General features: G+C 45.9%; 19 protein-coding genes. 11 read left to right on the forward strand and 8 right to left on the reverse strand.

Annotated elements, in window-relative coordinates; all coding sequences use genetic code 11:
• Nucleotides 1–100: 100 nt before the first annotated feature.
• The 5 genes from AC59JO_RS25305 to AC59JO_RS25325 form a co-directional block, all read right to left on the reverse strand.
• Nucleotides 101–415, reverse strand: coding sequence for a hypothetical protein (locus AC59JO_RS25305; RefSeq protein ID WP_497308966.1), 315 nt, complete (start codon nt 413–415; stop codon nt 101–103).
• An 11-nt stretch (nt 416–426) separates the two neighbouring features.
• On the reverse strand, nt 427–1737 hold the full coding sequence (locus tag AC59JO_RS25310; protein WP_497308968.1) for a hypothetical protein: 1311 nt from the start codon (nt 1735–1737) through the stop codon (nt 427–429).
• Between the two features lie 56 nt (nt 1738–1793).
• Nucleotides 1794–2393 (reverse strand): Crp/Fnr family transcriptional regulator, encoded by a 600-nt coding sequence (locus AC59JO_RS25315; protein WP_497308970.1) that lies wholly within the window; start codon nt 2391–2393, stop codon nt 1794–1796.
• Between the two features lie 192 nt (nt 2394–2585).
• Nucleotides 2586–3266, reverse strand: a complete 681-nt coding sequence (locus AC59JO_RS25320) for a hypothetical protein (RefSeq protein WP_497308972.1) — start codon at nt 3264–3266, stop codon at nt 2586–2588.
• Between the two features lie 451 nt (nt 3267–3717).
• Nucleotides 3718–3927 carry a hypothetical protein gene (locus AC59JO_RS25325; protein WP_497308974.1) on the reverse strand — a complete coding sequence of 70 codons (210 nt, stop codon included), beginning with the start codon at nt 3925–3927 and terminating at the stop codon, nt 3718–3720.
• 520 nt (nt 3928–4447) lie between these two features.
• Between AC59JO_RS25325 and AC59JO_RS25330 the strand changes: the two genes are divergently transcribed.
• Complete coding sequence (locus AC59JO_RS25330) at nt 4448–5083, forward strand: IS110 family transposase (protein ID WP_497308976.1); 636 nt, start codon at nt 4448–4450, stop codon at nt 5081–5083.
• Nucleotides 5080–5685: a transposase gene (locus tag AC59JO_RS25335; protein WP_497308978.1), complete on the forward strand. Its 606-nt coding sequence runs from the start codon at nt 5080–5082 to the stop codon at nt 5683–5685. Before AC59JO_RS25330 ends, AC59JO_RS25335 begins: the two co-directional genes overlap by 4 nt.
• A 280-nt stretch (nt 5686–5965) precedes the next feature.
• Here AC59JO_RS25335 and AC59JO_RS25340 read toward each other — a convergent pair whose 3' ends face one another.
• Both AC59JO_RS25340 and AC59JO_RS25345 read right to left on the reverse strand, forming a co-directional pair.
• The gene (locus AC59JO_RS25340) at nt 5966–7126 is read right to left on the reverse strand and encodes an alpha/beta fold hydrolase (RefSeq protein ID WP_497308980.1); all 1161 of its coding nucleotides are present in this window, start codon (nt 7124–7126) and stop codon (nt 5966–5968) included.
• 604 nt (nt 7127–7730) lie between these two features.
• Nucleotides 7731–8153, reverse strand: a complete 423-nt coding sequence (locus tag AC59JO_RS25345; protein ID WP_497308982.1) for a hypothetical protein — start codon at nt 8151–8153, stop codon at nt 7731–7733.
• Between the two features lie 104 nt (nt 8154–8257).
• Here AC59JO_RS25345 and AC59JO_RS25350 point away from each other — a divergent pair, with 104 nt between their 5' ends.
• The 3 genes from AC59JO_RS25350 to AC59JO_RS25360 all read left to right on the forward strand — a co-directional run bounded on the left by AC59JO_RS25350 (nt 8258) and on the right by AC59JO_RS25360 (nt 9902).
• A complete protein-coding gene (locus AC59JO_RS25350; RefSeq protein ID WP_497308984.1) occupies nt 8258–8845 on the forward strand; it encodes a UPF0758 domain-containing protein in 588 nt (195 codons plus the stop codon).
• A gap of 127 nt (nt 8846–8972) precedes the next feature.
• Nucleotides 8973–9548, forward strand: coding sequence for a hypothetical protein (locus AC59JO_RS25355; protein ID WP_497308986.1), 576 nt, complete (start codon nt 8973–8975; stop codon nt 9546–9548).
• 204 nt (nt 9549–9752) lie between these two features.
• On the forward strand, nt 9753–9902 hold the full coding sequence (locus tag AC59JO_RS25360) for a hypothetical protein (protein WP_497308988.1): 150 nt from the start codon (nt 9753–9755) through the stop codon (nt 9900–9902).
• 26 nt (nt 9903–9928) lie between these two features.
• Here the strand turns inward: AC59JO_RS25360 and AC59JO_RS25365 are convergent, their stop codons facing one another.
• On the reverse strand, nt 9929–10207 hold the full coding sequence (locus tag AC59JO_RS25365; protein WP_497308990.1) for a hypothetical protein: 279 nt from the start codon (nt 10205–10207) through the stop codon (nt 9929–9931).
• Nucleotides 10208–10291: 84 nt separating this feature from the next.
• Between AC59JO_RS25365 and AC59JO_RS25370 the strand changes: the two genes are divergently transcribed.
• The 6 genes from AC59JO_RS25370 (at nt 10292) to AC59JO_RS25395 (ending at nt 18654) form a co-directional block, all read left to right on the forward strand.
• Nucleotides 10292–11251: a DUF8464 domain-containing protein gene (locus AC59JO_RS25370; protein WP_497308992.1), complete on the forward strand. Its 960-nt coding sequence runs from the start codon at nt 10292–10294 to the stop codon at nt 11249–11251.
• A 190-nt stretch (nt 11252–11441) separates the two neighbouring features.
• Nucleotides 11442–11843, forward strand: coding sequence for a plasmid mobilization protein (locus AC59JO_RS25375; protein ID WP_497308994.1), 402 nt, complete (start codon nt 11442–11444; stop codon nt 11841–11843).
• Nucleotides 11831–13114, forward strand: coding sequence for a relaxase/mobilization nuclease domain-containing protein (locus tag AC59JO_RS25380; protein ID WP_497308996.1), 1284 nt, complete (start codon nt 11831–11833; stop codon nt 13112–13114). The genes AC59JO_RS25375 and AC59JO_RS25380 overlap by 13 nt, the downstream gene beginning before the upstream one ends.
• A gap of 117 nt (nt 13115–13231) precedes the next feature.
• Nucleotides 13232–15217: a conjugal transfer protein MobC gene (mobC, locus tag AC59JO_RS25385; protein WP_497308998.1), complete on the forward strand. Its 1986-nt coding sequence runs from the start codon at nt 13232–13234 to the stop codon at nt 15215–15217.
• Nucleotides 15218–15539: 322 nt separating this feature from the next.
• Complete coding sequence (locus AC59JO_RS25390) at nt 15540–17576, forward strand: hypothetical protein (RefSeq protein WP_497309000.1); 2037 nt, start codon at nt 15540–15542, stop codon at nt 17574–17576.
• A complete protein-coding gene (locus AC59JO_RS25395; protein ID WP_497309002.1) occupies nt 17554–18654 on the forward strand; it encodes a hypothetical protein in 1101 nt (366 codons plus the stop codon). The genes AC59JO_RS25390 and AC59JO_RS25395 overlap by 23 nt, the downstream gene beginning before the upstream one ends.
• The last annotated feature ends 762 nt before the right edge of the window (nt 18655–19416 follow it).

Genomic DNA, 19416 nt, shown 5'->3' on the forward strand with positions numbered 1-19416 from the left:
ACAGATAATGATTGCCAAAAAAAGAGGAGTTGGTTGACTCCTCTTTTTTTGATAAAAAATTTGCGTTATTTTTTTAAACAGTAAATATCGGTCAAGAAAGTCAATCGTTCCCTTTATACGGCAGGCGGTAACGTTCGCTAAACAAGATTTCCGACCATTCCCAGAACCGCCATGGTTTGATGGTAAATGTACGGTACAACCTGTTGTCTCCCCGGTCTTTTTCGGGATGCTCACAAAGAAAGTGACCATATGATCTTACACAACCTATAAAGGATTTTCCTTTTCCTGCTTCTTCCTTGTAAAGAAATGACTTGTCAAGGTTTTGATATTCATAATCTTCTTGTAGAAAGAAATTAAAAAATGGCAGGTTACTTAATATAATCAGTGCGAATATTATTAATGCTGTTTTTTTCATAGTAAACTTTATTATTTACAAGGACCGTTGCTAAATGGCGTTGTTGCACCTGTAGTGTTTACGTTTGGATTTCCTTTTAGTTTTTCGATGCTGTCGCCCAGCGCCCCCGGGGCAAGCGCTGGACTTGAGGGGTACAGTGGTGAATAGGTGATCGGATTGGGCAACGTAATATTGCCGGCAATGCACGCGCTGTTCACAAAATTAGTACAGTTAAAATCCGTGATATCATAGATGGTTGGCGGATTACTGATGTAATTGATGATCTTATTAAAGTTTTCAGCATTTACCGGGTAGGAAATACTGACGTTGAAGTCCAGGTCACCGCCGTTATCAACTAATTTAGAGGGGGCATGCATCTTGTCAAATCCGGTTGCGTCCGGGTAATAGCCGACGGTCTGGGTAATGCTGGAGCTTCCGTTGGTTTTGGTCAGGCTGATGGCCGTGTGACCAACGCTGTTGGGGCCGATATTAAAGGTTGTTCCGGGCCAGGGTTCCTGCACATAGATAGTTACGGTCATGGTGGCACCGTTATCGGGTATGTTCCGGAAACAGTTCATATAGTCTTTGGGATTGATGCCGCTTTTGTTTTCACCCGGGAGATTGGATACCTCCGGAACAGCGGGCGCACCTGAACCTCCCGCGCCTGCGGAAGAACCGTCTCCGGGGCTCCCGCCCGAAGGCCCGCCACCGCCGCTGTTATCATCTCCGCCAAGGTCAACATAGGAAGTTACGCAGATCTGTTCTGAGTAGATCACCGCATTCCCGTCTCCGTCGACATAATTGTTGTCAACCCATGTACACTGCGTGACAGGTGCGATCATATCGGTTTTTATTGGCTTCGTATTGGCTGGGGCAGGCTTGATCTGCCCGATCTGCTTGCCGTTTGCATAGGTTTTTCCGTACAATAAATGATAATTGTCATCATAGATAAAGCGTCTCCCTGTAAAAGCGGTGCGGGGATATTGTTGCTTCCGCTGAAGATAGATCGCATCGGGAATGGTTTCCAGGATCCTGGTAGCAATATTTTTATTCGGGTCCAGGTAAAAAAGCAATTGCCGGTAGCCGAGGCTCAGGGATTGAAAGCGGGGACGTCCCTCAATGCCTACCAGCCAGTAGCCGCCATCTTTATCGGGGACATACAGCGCCTTATCCCAGTGGATGTTATTCGAAGTGTCACTTTTATAAAAGGTTTTGACCTGTTCAAGGGTAAGCGTGCCCCCGGGATCTTCAGTGGGTTTTGATGGCGTCTTTTTTTGCTGCTCCTTGCGGCAACCCAAAATCAGGAGCAACAGCATGATCAGGTATTTGATTTTTCTTTTCATAGCTGTGGTTTTAATACAAAATTGCCCGATAGCAGCCGGGGATTATTTGATTTGAATCAAATTTCTCTTCTGGCGCGGATCCGGCTCAGGGTTTCAAGCGTGATACCGAGAAAGGAGGCGATCTGTCCCAAAGAGGCGTGCTGAGTGATATCCGGTTGTTTTTGCAGCAGCAGTTTATAGCGTTCGGCGGGTTGTTTGTTCCGCAACAAAATGGCCCGTTCCTCCGCCATGATATAATACCTTTCGGTAACCAGCCGGCCATGGAAGTTATATTCCGGGAACTCCGCATAAATGATCTGCAACTGGTCCCAGGTCATGGACAACAGGGTGGAATCTTCGAGGAGCTCGATGTATTCGGCAGCGGCTTGCTGGGTGTAAAAACTGTAAACGGAGATCATCAGGTCGTATTTCTTCATGAACCAGGTAGTGTGTTCCCGGCCTTCGCGGTCAAGGTGATAGGCGCGCGCGAAGCCGTTGGCTATAAAATAAATGCGCCGGGAGACTTCGCCTTCGCGAAGGATAAGTTCTTTTTTCTTATGTTCCCTTTTGATGATGAAATCTTCGAAGCGCTGGCGAAGTGCACCCGAAAGCGGGGCGATCATGGTCAGCATCTGGAACAGCATGTCAAGTTCTGTAATTGGTGTGTTATTTTCCATGGCAGATCGGTTAAAATCTTACCGGTGATTTATAGAATTTAGCTTTTGGTTAACAGATAATAAGTTAAAATTAATAATTATATGATAATAATAAATAATTATGTGAAAAATATTTACAAATATATTATTGGTTAAATGATTTATGCTGTACGGTACCGGGCGGCGAGCGGCATTGGTGTAATGAGCAGGCGCTTAATAAGTTTTAATTTTCCGGATGAGTTCTTCGAGGGTATCAATAGCGATCGCTTTATCCCGCTCTTCTATTTTCATGGTGCTGCTCCTTGCGCTTTTCCAGGAAAAGTCAGGCATTCTCTCAGTTGACAGAAAGGGAGTGATGCTGCGGAGAACGAGGCTGAAGGAGCGGGCTGCGAGTAGCCGCGTATCGTCGGCGGCTTTCAGGAGGATGGCCAGCTGGTCGACGCTGAGCCTGCAGGTAACTTTGAATGGTGCTGAGTGCTCGGGCGGAGCCGGGTTATTCCCATTTGTTCGGTTGTTTGGAAGGTAATTGCCATAACGCCTCCGGAACTGGTTTTGTAAGTGGTCCAGTTCTGCTAACACTTGTTCACAGAAGCTGGCCAGGGGGGTATCCAGTGGATAGGCAGCCTGATTGACCATCGCCTGCCGTTTGAGTTCGTCCAGGCTTTCGTGGTATTGCAGCAGCATAGCCGAAATCTTTTCGGGATGTATCGGAAGGAAGGTTTTCGCTTTAAGTTCTTTCCAGATGATGTCTGTTTCGGCGCTGAGCTGTTGCTTCCATCCGGATAAATCATTGGGGTTGATCTTCCCGGATTGCGTGCGATCAGGGTTGAGTTCTTTGCCGACGATTTCATCAAGCCATTCAAAAGGGTACCGGAACTGGTTTTTATCTGCCATAGGTTTCGAATTGTTGGTATAAAGCCTGAGTTTCCTGTTATTGAAATGAAGAACGGTACACGACGTTGTGCGCCGGGTAATCCCTGAACCTGTAACAAAGGTAAAAACGACGGCCCGGTAGCAGGTTGATGTTAATCAAATTCGATGGGACATTGATAAAAATAGTTGGAAGTGTGTTATGGGCCTGAGAAATGCGCTCATCGGGATGGAATACCGCATGTTGTGGTTTGGACTCGATTTTATCCCCCTGGTGACGTCGACACTATTTAACCTGATTTGATTTTGATCAATTAAACTGTAGACGATGCTTGTCCAGATAGGGCGATTGAAAGCTGATTCAGCGACAATGTCCAAACCGTGGATTGCAGCTTGGTTGGGCTCTCAAATCAATAAAGGATATTATTGAACGGCGGGTTAAGGCCCGGGGGGACAACATATTTTTGGGAACGGTTCAGACCTCTCCAGCTGCAAGCATGACTGCACCAACAAGTCCGCTTTTCATTTCCATCGCGTTCGACGGATGATTGACCCAGCGTTCCCCGTTTTTGATAAAAGTGTACGGCGTGCCGTACATGATGATCTTCAGTTCGCCGGGCTTCCTGTTTTCTATGGTAAAATAGTAGGTGCGGTTTTCAAAATGTGCTTCGAGGCGTTGTGACATGGCGCGAAATTAGGAATAGTTAAAGTTGATCACAAATCGGAGTGATTGCTTTACTTGGATTTTTACCAGGAAGGTTATCAATCGTAATCAATTGAAAAGAGTTAATGTGAAATGGAGGTTAAGGCTTTGTGGCGTTTATCGCGATTTAATGAGGTTCTATTCGTTGTACAGGCTCACCGGAATACCGGTATTAGGCGGTGTGCAATCACCTCAACAAATAGGCCGGGAAAAATATTCAGGCTGATGTTATGCGCCTGATCGATGTTTTTTTTGATGAAGGTTTAAGAGCCATATCGGATACAATCATAAAAAAAGGGCGTTGGATCTAAATTATGGGAATTCATGCGGAGCCGGCGAGTTTTGGGTGGTGTTTGCATGACTGGGCATTTCCATTAAAGATAAGGACAAAATAAAAGTCCCCAACACTCGCTGTTTGGGGGCTTTAACCTAAGTATTATGATTTGGAAAAACACCCGGGCTCATAAAAATGTAATTCATAGATAATTAACGGAGGATATTTATGAAACAACAAGTAATTGAAGATGTAAACATTATGCCTCAATTGGATAGAGCCTGTGGTTTAGATATGCACAAAGACAAGATCGTCGGCTTTATTTCTGGTAAAGATGGTAGCAACCAAGAGTTTAGGAAATTTGGCACCTACACCTGCGAACTCAAACAGATTAGAGATTGGTTACAGGAGAATGATATTCAGCATTCCCTGATGGAAAACACTGGCATTTATTGGATGAGTTTACACGCTATACTCACCGAAGCCGGTATTGAAGTCATTGTTGCAAATCCGGTTCATATCAAGCAAATGCCTAAGCGGAAAACTGATCGCAAGGATGCTAAGTGGCTTTGTACATTATTACTACATGGATTAGTCCGGCCAAGTTTTATTCCTGACAACACACAACGGATAATCAGAGATTATTGCCGAAATCGGTTATTCTATATCTGGCAGCTTAACAGGGTAAGGAATCGTTTACTAAAGATATTGGAAAGTAATAACATCAAACTACGATACGTCGTCAGTACGATTCATACATTAACCGCTATGGACATAATAAGATTGCTGGCTAAGGGGGGTACCGATCAGGAACAGTTAGTCAATTGTGCCAGAGGTAAGGTAATAGCAAAAAAGAACAGTTGATCAAAGCATTGGATGGAACCCTGCAAGGTTATCACCATACTCAACTACAAATGCTACTGGAAGATTACGACCATGTGCAAAAGCAAGTCGACTTTTTAGATAAATCAATTACTGAAATTATCAGTGAGCATTACGCCCAAGCTTTTGAATGTCTTGATAGCATCAGCGGTATAGGTGTCAAATCAGCGGAAATTATTATTAGCGAGGCTGGAAAAGATATGGGGCGTTTCCCAACAGCAGATCATTTCACCGCGTGGTGCGGTATTGAACCGGGCAACAACGAAAGTGCAGGTAAGCGAAAAAACACAGCTATTAAAAAAGGCAACAGTTATCTAAGGGTTGCCATTGTTGGCGCGGCATGGGCTGCTGTTCGGATGAAAGATTCTTATTGGCATGCCTTATTTGATAAGTTACGTAAACGTATGAAAGCGCAAATGGCTATTGTCGCTGTCGCAAGAAGATTGCTTAAAGTGGTTTATAAGACACTGGAAACATTAACAATTTATCAGGAAAAAGGCATTGCTCATTTTGTCGATTTGCAAGCTAAAGCGACTCTATACCATAAGGTACAGCTATCTTGGCCGCAAACGAATGATGTTTAAACGAACTAAAAAGACGGAAAAGGTAATAGAATAAAAAGTCTGAACCTAAGCTGCCAAAACTGTAGATAGCCCCAGGTTTGTTCCATGAGAACGCAGAGGAAACTTATTTTTGAACTTCAGTGCTTGGCATTAATTAAACTAATCGATTTTATTATGGTTGTAATCATTCCAATTGTATTATACTTTTTCCAACTTTTCCAAAAAGAGCATAGGTTTTGTTATGATTAATTCATGTGTCATGAGGACCAGTTAATTCGCGAAATAGTATTTGAACATTATTTTATTGCTTGAGTTGTTGCAGTATTTTCTTGCCGCTCTCACTTTTGGGATTAAGTTCAACAGATTTTTGATACATCTTCATGGCCTCTTGTTTTTCACCGTTTTTCAGCAATGCCTCGCCGTAGCTGTCAAAAGCATTCCAACTATCCGGGTTTAAAATCGTATTTAATTTAAATACTTCTAACGCTTCTTTATTTTTTCCCTCTTTGATTAATGAATACCCCCACGAATTCAGGTCGTTTTCAGAATGTCGGCTTAGTGCTTCCGCCTTCTTCGTTTCGTTAGCGGCGTCAATATTATAATTCAGTACTTTGGCAGTTAAGGCCGCTTTTGGTTTAGTGTCGAGTGTTGCAGCGTAGACTTTGGCTATACCGTTGATGATCAGTGCGGGGTTGTCAATAAAAATATAATGACCGCAGTTATAGGCAGTGATGCCTGTACGGTTGTTTGCGGCCCTGACAAATTCCTCATGACAACGTTTCCAATCGGTCGCATCCACGGGATTATCAAACGGCGGGCGGCCGGAAACAAAATCGATAGCCGGAATGTTGATCGGGAAGGGGCTTTCACGAACTAACTTAACATTTGTGCTGAGGTCGCCGTACTGATAGTAAAGTCCTGGCTTTGTTGTTTTCCTTGACACCTTGTCTATATCATTTTGCCGCTGAAGAGCGCTGAGCCTGCTATCGAACCAGCAACTGGTACTTCCGTCAATCAATACAGCTCCTTTTACTTTGTCGGGATGGCGGTAAGCGTAGACCGTTGTTGAAAAGGCGCCCTGTGAATGGGCCACCAGAATAATGTCCTTATCATATCCCAGCCTGTGCAGTGCCGTTTCTAAGCCCAAAATGCCATTTAACAACCCATGTTTGTTTGTATCAAGTGTGCTTTTACCAAAGCCGGGCCGATCGTAGGTGATCAACGTAGTACCGGTTAGTTCGGATATCGGCTTGAGCAATCCGGTCCAAACCGATGCATTGTCGCCGCCGCCGGCTTCAAATAAAATTGGTGTACCATGTCCTTTAACTATGAAGAAATGAAGCTTGTAATTTCCAGCATCAACTAGGGTGTCGACCGTTTGATATCTGGCAATTGGTCCGGATTGTCCAAATGAGGTATAGCTGAATAATAAGAGGACAAATAATAATAGGTATCTCTTCATAATTAAAAGATATTTAAAAGCTTTTTAAGTTATCAATCAATTAAAATCATGCCAATTCGTAAATGGTTGATGAGCAATTGCTTACATGATATCGGCCAGAATGCTGTAACGGAAACGGACAATAGATGTTCGTTTTTAGTATGTCCGGAATTTTTGGAATAGGAAACGGATGATGCTTCAAGTCGACATTTAATCTATTTTTAGAGGAACCTTATCACAATAAACTGGTATGATAACCAATTCACGGGTAGCTAAAATACGGACTTTTTGGGATGGCCGGGTAACTTTTGGGCTATTGCCCTGATGGTGCGGGAAAAGCCGGTTCACCTTCGCTCTGCGCGCTGTCGCGCACGCCGCTCTGGTTCACCCGCTTTTCTCCGCCGACGCAACAGCCATCATTTTGGGTGCGCTTCGCCGGTGCAGGCGGCTATCGCCGGCCTGCCCCTCCCAAAATCATGGCAGTTGCTGTTTTATTGGTTGTGCTTTTTATGATATAATCCAGTTAATTTTTACTGCCCACATAGGATGATCGGGGAGTATGAAGGAGATAACAATTTATGTTAAGCCTTGCCGGAATCACCTGGGGCATAACGGTGATTTTTAATCAGCAGAAGGTTTCCTGTACGTTTTCCTCGATGTAAACCCGGCCGGTTGAAGTGATATGATACCCGTAGTCGAAGCAAAAATTAAAGATGCCGACTTCAGGCATTTCGTACTGGCTGGTAAAATATTTCAGGTTAAGGCCTTTACCCAGCAGGTCGCGGAGCATGTAGGGTTCCTCTTTGTAAAGGCTGTGCATCATCAGTAACTCCCGGTTACTTAATAATATTTCATAGATCTTCCGGAAGTTGGGGCTGTCGCGGTGGTTTGCTTGGGGGGCCTTTGCGTTGTCCTTGCGCCTGCGATTGTTAAATGCGGTCCGGCAAATATCATTGCAGAATTTGCGGTCATCGCGGCCGGCACCAAGGGGCTGGCCGCATTCATGACAGTTTTTCTCAATTGTATTGTTTGTGTCGTCAGGTATCATTGGACCGGCTGGGATTTAAACGTTTATAATCGTTTAATCAACAGTGTTTTGTCTTTTTTGATTGATTTACTGTGGAATTTTGTGCTTTACTAATATCAACGGTCATGGAAAAAGCACAGCGCACCACCAATTATCCTAGCCTGGCGAGTGAAAACTTCAGGCATGGCAAAAAGCATTATTTCATCGACGTGAAGAAGGCGGCGAATGACAGTCATTTTTTGCTGATCACCTCGAGCGAGCAATATGGCGGGGGTGAATATCACCGGCAAACGGTCCAGCTTTGGCAAGAGGATCTGGGGATGTTCGTGGAAGGTTTGTCGATGGTGCTGCGGAGGTTGGCGCATGGCGACCTGGCAACGGCGGAGCCGGTGATGAAGCTGGTGAAAGGTGTGACAGGTATGGATGCTGTGGCGCCGGAAGACCGGCCGCGGGAGAAGCTGCATGCTTTTGGAGCGGGTACATTAAGCAATACGGAGTTGCTGGCGATCCTGTTTTGTACAGGCAGTTCAGAATTGTCGGTACTTGATCTGTGCGGTCAGGTCATGGGATCCATCAGCGATGAGGCTGCGGGTTTGAGGACGATGACGACGGAGCAGCTGTGCGCGTTTAAGGGAGTTGGTGCTGCAAAAGCCGCAACGCTGTTAGCTGCGCTGGAATTGGGCCGGCGGGCTTTCACTTCGTCCATCAGCTAAAGTTTTTGGGGCAGGCAAAGGTCGCGCTGGCACAACCTGTCCGTCAAGGGTATATGAACCGGGGCATTGCCCCGGCCCTTGACAGACAGGCCGTGCCGCGCGGTAATGCCTTAAAAAACTTTAGCTTATGGAAAAGTTCGCATTAACCCTGCAATCACAGTCTGACGTTGAAGCATATATCGCCGGCTGTTCGACGCGCTACGAACGGGAACTGCTGGAAGAAATAATAGCATTGATAAAAGCCGGTGATCAGGAGCAACTGACTTGGTTCGGTGGCTTTGGTGACAGCCTTCGTCAGATATTGATGAATGTCAACGAGTACCGCCATGCGTTGGGATTCGGGTTCACCGAAATCGCTTTTAACCGGTACGGCTGGTTCGCTTCACCGAAGTTTCTTGATTTTGAGGAAATTAGTTTGGGACAAAGCTATATCCGTATCGGTCGCGGGCCGAATGGCAGCTGGGCTTATGCTTTGAGCCGCCAGTATGGTACGGCTGGTACCAGCGGGCCGCTTTGCGTGTTCTGCAAAAAATATCCCGACCGGGATACGGCACTTGCTCATGCGCTGTCGGAAATAAAAACAGATATGAGCAAGTATCTCGGCCATCCCGATACCACTAATTACAAACAGGATTTTCTCCATCAAACATTGAAAGCCATCGCTGCAATGGAAGTGAGCCTTGCACAGTTGAGCCTTTTTTAAGGCTCAATTCGGTAAATTGGGGTGTATTCCCTATTTTCAACAACCTGAATTTTAAACATGGTTTATTTACCAATTATTACCGCTGTTTTTTCCGGCTTGTTGCTCTGGATACTCGGAAGATGGAATGTCGATAAAGCGGAGTAAAAACAGGAAAAGAAACGGTTGAACCAGTTGTCGTATAATATGCTTTAATTCAAGCATTGGGTGGATAAGGCAATCAGTTCCGGGCCGTTCATAGCCAGTTATATGGAAAAGATGCCTGCAGCGGTTAAAGCGGCCGGTCCGAAAAAAAGCGACGCGGAACTTACGGAAAAACTAATAGCTTATCCCGATGATCAAACTGATGTAAATTAAGGCCAGTATATTTACTGGCCTTAAAGTTAGTTTTTAAGGGTTTTCATTTTTTCGCTCAGTTCTTTTAATCCGGCTTTTTTTAGGCACTCGTCGCCAAAATTTTTTAATTCTTCGCGGTCTTGTTCCGGGATCAAACCGAGCAAGCCCTGTACCGTCGGTTCTTTGTCAGCCACGCCATTTTCAATCAGGCTGCTCAACAATAAAATTGTTTTCCGGCTGATCTTCAAGTCGATCTTAACGGCTTCATTCATCCCTGGGCTACAAAGTAAGGTTTCGTAGACCGTTCCCAACACATCTTTTGCCATGTCGTAAAAATTTAATGGTTAAACAATGGGGCAAAGTTAAGGGGTAGCAATGAAACGATCCTGTTCGAAATTTAGTCGGGATTGGTGGATATCGTTCGGCCGCTTTACTTTTGGTTGTTTGTGATGAAGGAGGCGATGGATATGGAAGCGAAACGGATAACATTGGATCAGATCAAGGCGCTGGATGTGGTGGCCTGGCTGGCGGGTCTGGGCTTTGCGCCGGAGTTGGTCAAAAAGGGTTATGAATATTGGTACCGGTCGCCCTTGCGGGAGGAAGCGCACGCGAGTTTTAAGGTCAATCAGCGACTGAACCGCTGGTATGATTTCGGGTTGGCAGCGGGTGGTAACCTGGTTGATCTGGGCTTGCGTTATTACGGCTGCACGGTTAGCGAATTGCTGGTACGGTTTAATGATGGTGGGGATGTTGGGGGGCTGGTGCCACACCTTGAGAAACCGGTGGTTACCGAGCGGCAATTGGTGGTTAATGATGTGCGGCCGATCTTTTCTTTCCCGCTCAAAAATTACCTGCATGAGCGGGGTATCCCGGTGGCGGTTGCGGATGAGTTTTGCGTGGAGGTCCGCTACAAAGTGGGCGGTCATGAACTATTTGGCATCGGATTTAAAAACGATGCCGGGGGCTATGAGATCCGGAGCAAGATCGCCAAGAGCAGTAGCGCGCCCAAGACGATAACGTCGCTTAATTACGGCGCTTCTTCAGTACAGGTTTTCGAGGGCTTTTTCGATTTGCTTTCCTGGCGGGTTTTGCACCCTTATGATGATCCGCGTGCGACTAATTTGGTGGTGCTGAATAGTGTGGCTTTGTTCGAGCGGGCGTTGCCTTTTCTGGAATCGCATGAACGGGTGCATTTATGGCTGGATAACGATGGTACGGGGAAGCGTTACCGGAACCAGGCGCTGGCTTTAGGCGCACGTTACCGCGATGAAGGCGGTTTTTACAGCCAATTTAAAGATTTGAACGAATGGCTTTGCCGCAAGGGTGTGGCGCCGGAACAGCGGCAGCGCCTGAAGGTCGGCGGTTTGTGAGGTGAAGGGGCTGTTTATTCTTTTTCCCCTCGGCAGCCCGTGGATTGAGTTTGCCTTGTGCGCAAACGGCAAGATGTATAGTTGTCTTACAACTAATCCTGCCGCCCTCGGAACTCGGGCGGCTTCGCGTGGAGAATGTGAGCTATTGAGGAAGTTGTTAATTGGTGTATTCTTTTTTTGAGTTGATACAATGGATGAGGTGAAAGAGCAGAAAAAGACGGGCCGTTGGCGGGTGATCAACTTTCGGTTAACAACCGAAGAGTATGATTTGCTGTCGGCGCGCTGGAAACAAACTACGCTGAAAAAGCTGAGTGCTTATGTCCGGCAGGTTTTGTTCGGGCGAAAGCTGACAATGAAAACGCGGAATGTTTCGGCGGATGAATTGGTGGCGGAATTGGTTTTGCTGAAGAAAGAATTAAACGCTATCGGCGTGAATTTTAACCAGGCGCTGCACCGCCTGCATACGCTGGATCATGCGCCGCAAATGCAGGATTGGCTCCGGCGCTGGGATGCGGATAAGCTTGTTTTATTTAACCAATTGTCCGCCATTTATGCACGGATGGCGGTGATCGAATCCGCATGGTTGCAGTAATCCATAGCAGCACGTCGATGGCCCGGGCGATCAGCTATAACGAGCATAAAGTTAAAGCGGGTCAAGCCGACCGTTTGGAGGTTTCGGGCTTCCTGAAACATCCTTCCCTTTTAGGATTCACGGAGTTGTTACGGCGCTTTGAAAAGCTGACAGAATTGAACCAGCGGACGAAATTAAACAGCCTGCACATCTCGCTGAACTTCGATCCCTCAGAGCAACTTTCAGAAGAAGTTTTGCTGGCGATTGCGCGTGAGTACCTGGAAAGAATCGGCTTTGGCGAGCAGCCTTTTTTGGTCTACAGGCACCGCGATGCGGGACATCCGCATCTGCATTTGGTGACGACGAATATCCGGCAGGATGGCAGTGCGATCACGCTGCATAAGCTGGGGGCGAACAAGTCTGAACCGGCGCGGCTGGCGATTGAGCAAAAGTATGGTTTGGTCCCTGCGGAAATTAAGCAAAGGGCGGCCGTGTTAAAGCCTGAGGCTGTTGACGCCACGCGGGTTTTGTATGGAAAGTCGGAGACGAAAAAGGCCATTGGTAAAGTGCTGAATTTTGTGCTGAAGGAATATCGCTTTGCGTCTTTGCCGGAATTGAATGCGGTGCTGGGCTTGTATCATGTGGTGGCCGATCCGGGTGCGGCGGATAGCCGGGTGAGGCGGCATGAGGGTCTGGTGTTCCGCGTGTTGGATGCGGACGGGAACAAGGTATGCATGCCGCTTAAAGCGAGTTTGTTTGCGGGTAAGCCTGTTTTGAAAAACTTGCGGTTTCAGTTTGAGCGGAATAAGGTCAAGCCTGTGGATGGGCAGCGGCATTTGCGGACGGCTATCGATCTGGCTTTGTCGGGCGGGCAACTGGAACCGGATGCGTTAAAAGTGGCTTTGCAAAAAGAGGGTATTGACCTGGTTTGGCGGCAAAATGAGGCAGGGATGGTTTATGGGATCACTTATGTGGATCATGTTCACCGGGTGGTGATGAATGGCAGTGAGTTGGGGAGAAATTATAGTGCCAAAGCGGTGCTGGAGCGCTGCAAAGGTCTGGTTGCGGGCGAGGGGGAAAAACAATGCGGCGAGGCGCAGCGGCCGGGGGCATGGCAGGATCATGAACCGGGGCGGGTACAGGGTGGATATGTTGGTGCTGGCGAGGGGAAAAAAGAACCTGGGGCAGGGTTGGTGGAGGTATTGCTGGATACCGGTTACCAGTCGGAGGCGATGGACTGGGAGTTGAAGCGCAGAAAGCGTAAGAAAAAACGGCGTTTGTCGCCGGGTTAGTTCCTGGATTTTTTGCTTGTGAATGAGCCGTTTTTCCGGTGAGGGAAGGTTGGCAGGCAATTGTTGTGCCCAAATTTTCGGGTTGGAGTTGAGGATTGATTGCGTGAGGAGGATGAGATGCAGACGGGAGAGAATGATCAGGCTATGCGCCAGATCCTGGATATGACGCGGCTGATTGCGATTGTACTATTGGCTTTGCACTGTTATGTGGTTTGCTACGGGGCTTTCGCCCAGTGGCATTGGACGGCGCCGCTGGTAGATAGGTTGCTGGTCAATGTGGGGCGAACGGGTTTGCTGAATGGGTTTAACCGGCCGAAGTTTTTTGCGCTGGGCTTTCTGGTCATCGCGCTGATCGGTGTGCGGGGGAAGAAGGACGAAAAGCAGACCTGGAAGACGGCAGCGCTTTTTATGACGGTTGGGCTGGTGCTGTTTTTCGGCAGTCAGTTTGTCTTGCTGATTAGAGGTAGCCTTGAGCTGGTGGCCGCTGGCTATATGGGGCTTTGCGGGTTGGGGTTCCTATTGTTCCTCAGCGGCGGGACGATGCTGTCGCGGATCATCCGGGACCGGATTTCGGGGAATATTTTTAACCGGGATAACGAGACTTTTCCGCAGGAGGAGCGGCTGCTGGAAAATGAGTATTCGGTGAACCTGCCTACGCGTTACCGGCTGCGGGGGGAATGGCGAAACGGATGGTTGAATATTATCAACCCGTTCCGTTCGACGGCGGTGATCGGCAGTCCCGGTGCGGGTAAGAGTTATTTCCTGATCCGGCATTTTATTACGCAGCACATCCGCAAGGGTTTCGCAATGTTCGTGTATGATTTCAAGATGCCCGACCTTTCGGTTATCGCGTATAATACCTGGCTGAAATACAAAGCCGGGTATAAGGTCGCTCCGTCTTTCTATTGTATCAATTTTGATGACCTGGCGCACAGTCATCGTTGTAATCCGTTGGTTCCTTCGGCGATGCACGATATTACCGACGCGGTGGAATCGGCGCGGACGATCCTGCTGGGGCTGAACCGGGAATGGGTAAAGAAGCAGGGGGATTTCTTTGTGGAATCGCCGATCAATTTTTTGACGGCCATTATCTGGTTTTTGCGTCGTTACCAGAGTGGGGAGTTCTGCACGCTGCCGCATGTGATCGAGCTCATGCAGGCGGAATATGATAAGCTGTTTACGGTTTTGCGTACGGAGCAGGAGATCGATGTGCTGATTAACCCTTTTGTCAGCGCTTATCTCCGGGACGCGGTGGAACAGTTGGAGGGGCAGATCGCTTCGGCGAAGATCACGATGTCACGGATCGCTTCGCCGCAATTGTATTATATCCTGTCAGGCAACGAGTTTACGCTGGATATCAATGACCCGCTCAAACCGAAGATCGTTTGCATGGGCAACAACCCGCAGAAGATACAGATCTATGGTGCGGTGCTGTCGTTGTTCGTGAATCGCTTGCTGAAGATCATCAACCAGAAAAACCGGTTGAAGTGCAGCCTGATCTTGGATGAGTACCCCAGCCTGGTGGCTGATGTGATCGCTACGATTGCGACCGGGCGAAGTAACCTGATCAGTACCTGTCTGGGCATACAGGATGCCAGTCAGTTGCGCAAAGAGTATGGCCGGGAAGCAGCGGATGTGATTATGAACATCGTGGGCAATATGGCAGTCGGCCAGGTGGCCGGCGATACGGCCAAAATGGTTTCGGAAAAGATCGGGCGGATCATGCAGGACAGGGAAAGTTTGTCGATCAACCGGAGCGATACATCCATCAGCAGGTCTAAGCAATTGGAAGCGGCTGTGCCGGCTTCGCGGATTTCGGCTTTGAGTTCGGGGGAGTTCGTCGGGTTAGTGGCGGATAATCCGGATGAAAAGATCGAGTTGAAAGCATTTCATTGCGAGATCGTTAACGACCATGGCGGGCTGAAAAAAGAGATCGATGACTACCAGCCGATACCGACCGTGCGGGTGATCAATCCGGGGATTATACAGCGGAATTATCTGACCATCAAACAGGATGTACGGGAAATTATTGAAGAAGTTTTTGAACGGTTATTGAATGATCCAGCGAAGTCGCATTTAGTCATTAGGAAAACGAAAAGTTAATTCATTAGCCGCAATGTCAAGGTTAAAGATTGATCAAGTTTATCGAAAATTTTTATGTCCATTCTTTCAAGCCCAGGTTTGATAAAATACTTTAGCGTTTTCAATGACTTGCAAGTCCTTGGCAAAGTAAAACAAGCAGCATCTTTGGACGGGCCGTATCATGGGACAAAGATGTTGCCGTAGACTTCCTTGAAAAAACGATTTCCTGTACTCATGGAAGGTGACCAGGATAAGTGTTTTCAAATAGAACCAAATGAAAAGGGAAGTTTGACTTTCCGGAAATCTAATTTAATTTTTACTTTTAATGCTCCTAAACAACATCATGGCTTACGAAATCAAAGATTTTAAGTTACTGGCAATAAGACCGCGAAAGGGCTGCCACCGGGATTACCGTAAGAACCTCAACGACCATTTGCTGTACCAGTTTTACGGTTTATATGACTTCAAAAAAGAAGATGACCAGCCGTACCGTATCGAAGCCACGGGCTCTGACCATGGCCTGTTCAATAAATACGTTGATATTAGGAACGATCTCCGGATCAATGTTTCAGCCATCGTCGGAAAAAATGGTGCCGGCAAATCTTCCATCACAGAACTGCTTTTCCTTTGCTGCTACCTGGTCGCGATCAAAAACGGCATTTTAAAAATCAATCAGTCGAAACGAAATAATACCGAGCAGAAGCAATACGAGGCAATGAGGTCAGGCCTGAAAATGGAACTTTATTATGCCATCAATGATAGCTACCATTGCATTGTCATCGATGAACAGTTTGAGCGCCCTAAAAAGTCCCGGGGGAATATTAAGTTTACCGATCTTTGGAAGGTCAAAAAGGTCCCAATGCCTGCGTTTTTCTACACCATTGCAATTAACTTTTCGATATATGGATTGAACGAAGCTTTATTAGGTCCCTGGGTCGGACGTTTATTCCATAAAAATGACGGCTATCAAACGCCGGTCGTGATCAACCCCTTCCGGGACCGTGGCACGATCAATATAACCGGGGAAATTCACTTCGCGCAAAGCCGCCTGCTGGCAAACCTGATGCTGAACCGCAAAGAAGAGGTTGAAATCATCCCGGGAAAGAAAGTCACCCAACTAACCTTCCTTACCAATAGTTCTAAACTTACCCGCATTGAAGGCTATGATATTAAACTAATCATGGACGAGATAGAGGAAGCGACAGGCTATTCCGGAGAAATGATTTTTAACCAGACCTACCAAGCCTTGCTTGGCGAGCTCCCAGCGCCTAATTCGCTAAGTAGCCCAAGGTGGCGTGAATTAACCTTAAATTACGTAATTGGAAAACTAGTGCGGATCGCGATGAATTATGGGGAATACAACAGGTTCTCTGAACGCTATTCTACCGATGAGGTACCGGGTATTAAGGATATTAGCGAATATCTAAAAGCATTGAGCGCTGACCATACGCATATCACCCTTAAGCTTAGACAGGCGTTGAACTTTTATAAATATGATCCGTTACACACCGGAACGGAAGGTGTCCGGGAAACAGGTAACCAAATACATATTCCGATAACCAAATTCTCGCAAAGGATCAGGTCAAATATGGAACAGAATCCTAAAACTGATCCGGTAGAATTCATTCCCAATGCGCCATTCACACCAAGGCTGGCTATAGATAAAGATGTTGATTTTGATAAATTAAGCTCGGGAGAACAACAATATATCAATGCGGTACAAGCCGTTATTTATCATATCCTCAATCTAAATTCAGTCTTTAAAAACAAAAAACCAAGATCGTCTAAGGTCACCTACGACTGCATCAACATCATACTGGACGAGATCGAATTGTACTTCCATCCGGAATTCCAGCGCAGGTTCGTGAAGGATCTGCTTCAAACCGTTAGCAACCTGGATATCCCGTATATCAGGAGTATCAACATTTTGTTCCTGACCCATTCACCGTTCATATTATCTGATATACCAGGGTTTAATGTGTTGCGCATCAAACCAGGAAAAATTGAGGAAGAAAAACCGTCAACCTTTGCCGGAAATATCCACCAGTTACTGGCCAGCAATTTTTTTATGGATGCGACAACAGGAGAATTCGCTCGTGACACCTATCACGAAATCATTAAATTTTATGACAGGGTCAGTGCAGTAGATAGGGATCAGCGGCAAGCGTTTACCAGGGAATATCTCAAAAAAAGGGAAATGTTCCTATTCATCGTGGCTCAGATCGGTGAAGCTATTGCCAGAGGCGTATTAGAAAATCATCTCCATTACCTCGACGAAAACCTGTTGAAGGATGAAACCCAACGCCAATATTTAACCGCCCAAATTGCATTACTTAATCAACAATTAAAAGAGCTCGATGATAAAGATCAAATATCCTAAGGATTCGGTGGCCTTAAAGACCTTCCAAAATGCTTTCTTGGATAAAATACGTCCCGCTTTAAATAGCCAGTCAGAACTGGTTAGGGTTTTGGCACAGATCATGATCAATAAAACAACGCCACTGACATGGGAATATCTCTTGACCGCTCCGTTCGACGAACTTTTACAGTTGAACTTAGCCGTCGAGAAAAAAAAGAAGGCCGGAAACATGAAACGACTTGCTCCGCTAACTACCTATAAAACTTTACAAAACAAGATCGCTGCCTTTTTTATGGAGCAATCACAGGTAAAACTGATCTCCTGCTTTTACTGTAACATCGACAGCATCTACTCCTTTAGCCTCATTGGGGACTATAAAGACGGTCTGGATTTTATCAAGCGAGCAGGCGAAGACGAACTTCTAAATTTCCATGGTATCGGCAAGGTGACCTGCGCAGCGATTTTAGCTGTCCGCGGGACAGGGGCGATTACAACAATCGATGACTGTCCCGTAAATAAGCCGCTTAAAGCAGCCCTGAGATCGTTTAAACCCACACATACACACAACCATTTCACGTTGGATCATTACCTGCATCAGGCAGAATATCCTTATTTAAGCCTGTGCTTGTACAATTTTGTGCCCAGTTGCTATGTCTGCAATTCTAAATACAAAGGAGACCGCCGGCTTTACCTGAGTGACCCGGCCAGTTCCAATCCTGGTTCCAGTGTGTATACATTTCATCAAGACGTGCAATTCCAAGTGTTCTATCACCGGCAGGATAAGAAGATCCAGTCAAAGGATGATTATTCGGTTGAGCTGAAACCAATCCATAATGTCGCTTCTCATGAGCAGTATATTAAAACACTTAATATCAGGGGACGCTATACTATCCATAAGGATAAGGCACAGGATCTTATTGAAAAGCAAAAGGATTATCCGGACACCCGGATCAAAGAATTATCTGATGAGTTTAAGAGACCCATGGACGAGATCAGGAAACAGATCTTTGGTAAAGAATTGTACGACAGCGACCTTGACCATGCGCCACTGGTCAAATACAAACGCGACATCGCGAAAAGCATTAAATTGTTGCCTTGATGCGAACCCTTTGTCAACGCATCCGTAAAAAGCGTTATCGAAATTGCTGTAAAAAGCAGCAAAAAACTTCGGTTAATGTTCAGCAACAGATTAATACTATTGATTTACATCGAGACAAAAACAAAATAAATAACAAAAACTGAATTATTAAGAACCTTGATAATAATTACAGATGAGCTACTCTTTTAGTGGTTTTCTATCCAAATATCACAAATCTATGTTTCGCTACTACTTAGTGCCTAAAACATTATATTCATTATAATAACATCTATTTCTTAGACTTACCGCCACTATTTGCTCTTTTCGCTTCTATCAGTAGATCAAGCTCATCCAATCTTTTTATGTCCATTTTTTTAAGCACTATGCCAATAAACGCTGCAGAATCTTCAATCGCCTTTAAATCAGCCCAAAAGTTGGACCTTTGTCTGCTTAGGTCTACCGGATCGGAGAACTTTGAAAAGTCAAAATTGGTTCAAATAGTTGTTGCCGAATCTTGGTTATATATAAATTCCTTGACCTCTTCGATATTCGCAGTGCGATAAGTTGCTTGAAATAATACAGCTTTTCGTGGTGAATTGAATCGATTATATTTAATAATCAAATGCGGAATAAATACGCACGAATATTTACAGATTGAATTGGGTGTTTATATTGGGCCTTGGAATGTTTAGTAATCAAAATCATCGAAAAAAACAGTTGTCAAAAATTACGGACCTGTTACGAGAATTCGTAACAGGTCCGTAATTTCAAGTAATATTATTA

The sequence above is a fragment of the Mucilaginibacter sp. A5337 genome, from assembly GCF_059690695.1.